This is a genomic window from Sulfuricurvum sp., assembly GCF_049305995.1.
GTDB lineage: Bacteria > Campylobacterota > Campylobacteria > Campylobacterales > Sulfurimonadaceae > Sulfuricurvum.
Window position 1 is genome coordinate 1 of sequence record NZ_JBAQPS010000071.1, and the last position, 2482, is coordinate 2482.

Below are 2482 nucleotides of genomic sequence, written 5' to 3' on the forward strand. Positions count from 1 at the left end.
TTATCCACTGCCTCATTTCCAAATCCCCACCCACGGTAATTACCATACAAACGACTCATAAAATTTTTGTCATAATGGTATTTGATTTGAAAATGGAGTACTTCTCGTCGATTCAACGTTTTCTCAAGGCGTGCTTTGGCCGTAGAAGTACTTATATCAATATAAATATCATTCATAGTCGAACTAACAATCAAAGCTGAAAGCTGCTGCTTTAAATAACGCATAACCCATGCATTAGGGGTTAAGAAGGTCAATTTCACCCGATCAGGTCCATACGCGTAGAGCTTTACATCGACGTTTTCACTTTTTTTATACGGCACTTCGATACGGACGGCAGCACTTTTGCATCGTTTGAGTGATCGACTGTAAAATGTCCCGCTCAGCTCATTCATTTTGGTGTAGCGCTCACTTAGATTTTCTAAAAAATCCTCTTTTTGATTCGAAGAGTTTTCATTATTGAGGACTAATACCCCATTATCGAGGAAAAGGGTGTTTTGGATGTGATGGTCAAAAAATTCTTCCATCCACGGTTCTTCGAGAGTATTACTACTCCCCTGAACGAAGATAGCGTTATGGCGCAAAACAACTCTCACAAATCCCCTCCCAATTAATGATTATTACCTCACTAAAGCAAAAGGAGTTCCAAAGTACCCGATAGGATCAATATCATTGAACCCTAAAATCATTCAATCACTTAATATTTACTTACTGCAAAATAGGATTTGCAATAAACGTATTGACAATACATCTACAAATAGTTACAATAAGTACTGTAAACTAAAGGTAAGTGCATGAATAAAGTTATTCGTTGGGACGAAGAGAAAAATCAACTCTTACAACTCCAAAGATATGTTAGTTTCGAAGAAGTTCTTGAAAAGATCGTTGAGGGTGAAATTATCGGTCGTCGTATCCATCCCAATACAGAAAAATATCCAAATCAGCAAATTTTTGTTTTGGAAATCAACAGTTACATTTGGTATGTCCCTTTTGTCGAAACAGACGAGGAGATTTTTTTAAAGACTATTATTCCCAGCAGAAAACTGAACAAAGAATTCGGAGGCAAAAAAAATGAAAAATAATGCAATATTTCTAGACAACGATGAAACGGAACTCTTAAATGAGATAGAAAGTGGTGAATGGATAGATAAACCTTTGTCACAAGATGAGCTTAAAATCTATCAAAATCATGCAAAATATACAAAATCATTACAAGAAAAAAGACAAACAACCATACGATTTTCGGTCAGTGATTTAGCCATCGTAAAAGCAAAATCAAAAGAGCTTGGGATTGGATACCAAAACTTGATTCAAGCATTGGTACATAATTATGCAACAGGTAAAATCAGATTAGAAGCGTAACTGTAGCTTATCTATTTTCAGTAATTTTCCCGTAACACTCCGGTCGTCGATCACGAACAAGACCCCAGTAATGACGATGTTCACGAATAGTTGCGGGATCAAATTCGCTATACAAAATCTCCTCTTTGTCACGCGATGCTTCGGCGACTTTCTGCCCCGTATGATCGGTGATAAACGAACTGCCGTAAAAGGTAAGGGTACAACTCTCTCCGACTTCCTCACCGATACGGTTGGCGGCGATCACGGGGATGATGTTCGCCGCAGAGTGCCCCATCTGAACTCTCTGCCAGTGCGACGCCGAATCCACCCCGATTTCGGGCTCAGATCCGATCGCCGTCGGATAGAAAATCATATCTGCCCCCATGAGGGTAAGTGAGCGCGCGGTTTCAGGAAACCACTGATCCCAGCAAATGCCGACACCCACATTTCCAAATGCTGTTTTCCACACTTTGAATCCCGTGTCCCCCAGTCCGAAATAAAATTTCTCTTCGTAACCAGGACCATCGGGGATATGGGTTTTACGGTAATTTTCCATCACGGTGCCATCAGCGTCAATCATCACCAGTGAGTTAAAATAACGCTCCCCATCGCGCTCGAAATAGCTGATCGGCAACACAACGCCGAGTTCTTTCGCCAATGCGCTGAAATGAGCGATGAGGGGATTATTTTGTAGCGGTTGAGCCCACTCGAAATACTTTTTGTCCATATCTTTGCAAAAATAGTACCCCTCAAACAGCTCTGGGATTAAAATGATATTGGCTCCATTACTCGCCGCTTCACGTACCATCAATTCGGCTTTTAGAATATTTGATTGCTTATCTTCACCCATTTGCATTTGTATTGCTGCTACTTTAACCATACACTTTTCCTTATACCGTTCACTATGGCGAAATTATAGCATTGCTCCATTACAGTTCAGGGGCAATTTAGCCAAAAATTATTATCCCCTTTTAATCTATTCGGTGATATTCTAATTACACTAGAGATAAGAAGGAGGAACCTATGAAATTAGAGCCCCAATTTAATCCGCTTCCACAGATGAATTCTGAGATGAGTAAGCGTGATAAAACACTCGATAAGATAGCAGCAGCGGTAGAGCTAGAGATGCAAGACAGTGCTTCAC

General features: G+C 40.2%; 4 protein-coding genes. 2 read left to right on the plus strand and 2 right to left on the minus strand.

Features of this window, described 5'->3' with window-relative positions; genetic code table 11:
• A partial coding sequence (locus WA010_RS02430; protein WP_422555587.1) for a hypothetical protein occupies positions 1-593 on the minus strand: 593 nt, incomplete at its 3' end.
• Between the two features lie 198 nt (positions 594-791).
• On the opposite strand from WA010_RS02430, the gene WA010_RS02435 reads away from it, so the two are divergent.
• Both WA010_RS02435 and WA010_RS02440 read left to right on the plus strand, forming a co-directional pair.
• On the plus strand, positions 792-1079 hold the full coding sequence (locus WA010_RS02435) for a toxin (RefSeq protein WP_422555588.1): 288 nt from the start codon (positions 792-794) through the stop codon (positions 1077-1079).
• The gene (locus WA010_RS02440) at positions 1069-1359 is read left to right on the plus strand and encodes a hypothetical protein (RefSeq protein WP_422555589.1); all 291 of its coding nucleotides are present in this window, start codon (positions 1069-1071) and stop codon (positions 1357-1359) included. Before WA010_RS02435 ends, WA010_RS02440 begins: the two co-directional genes overlap by 11 nt.
• A gap of 7 nt (positions 1360-1366) precedes the next feature.
• Here the strand turns inward: WA010_RS02440 and aguB are convergent, their stop codons facing one another.
• A complete protein-coding gene (gene aguB / locus WA010_RS02445) occupies positions 1367-2218 on the minus strand; it encodes an N-carbamoylputrescine amidase (RefSeq protein ID WP_422555590.1) in 852 nt (283 codons plus the stop codon).
• Positions 2219-2482 lie beyond the last annotated feature (264 nt).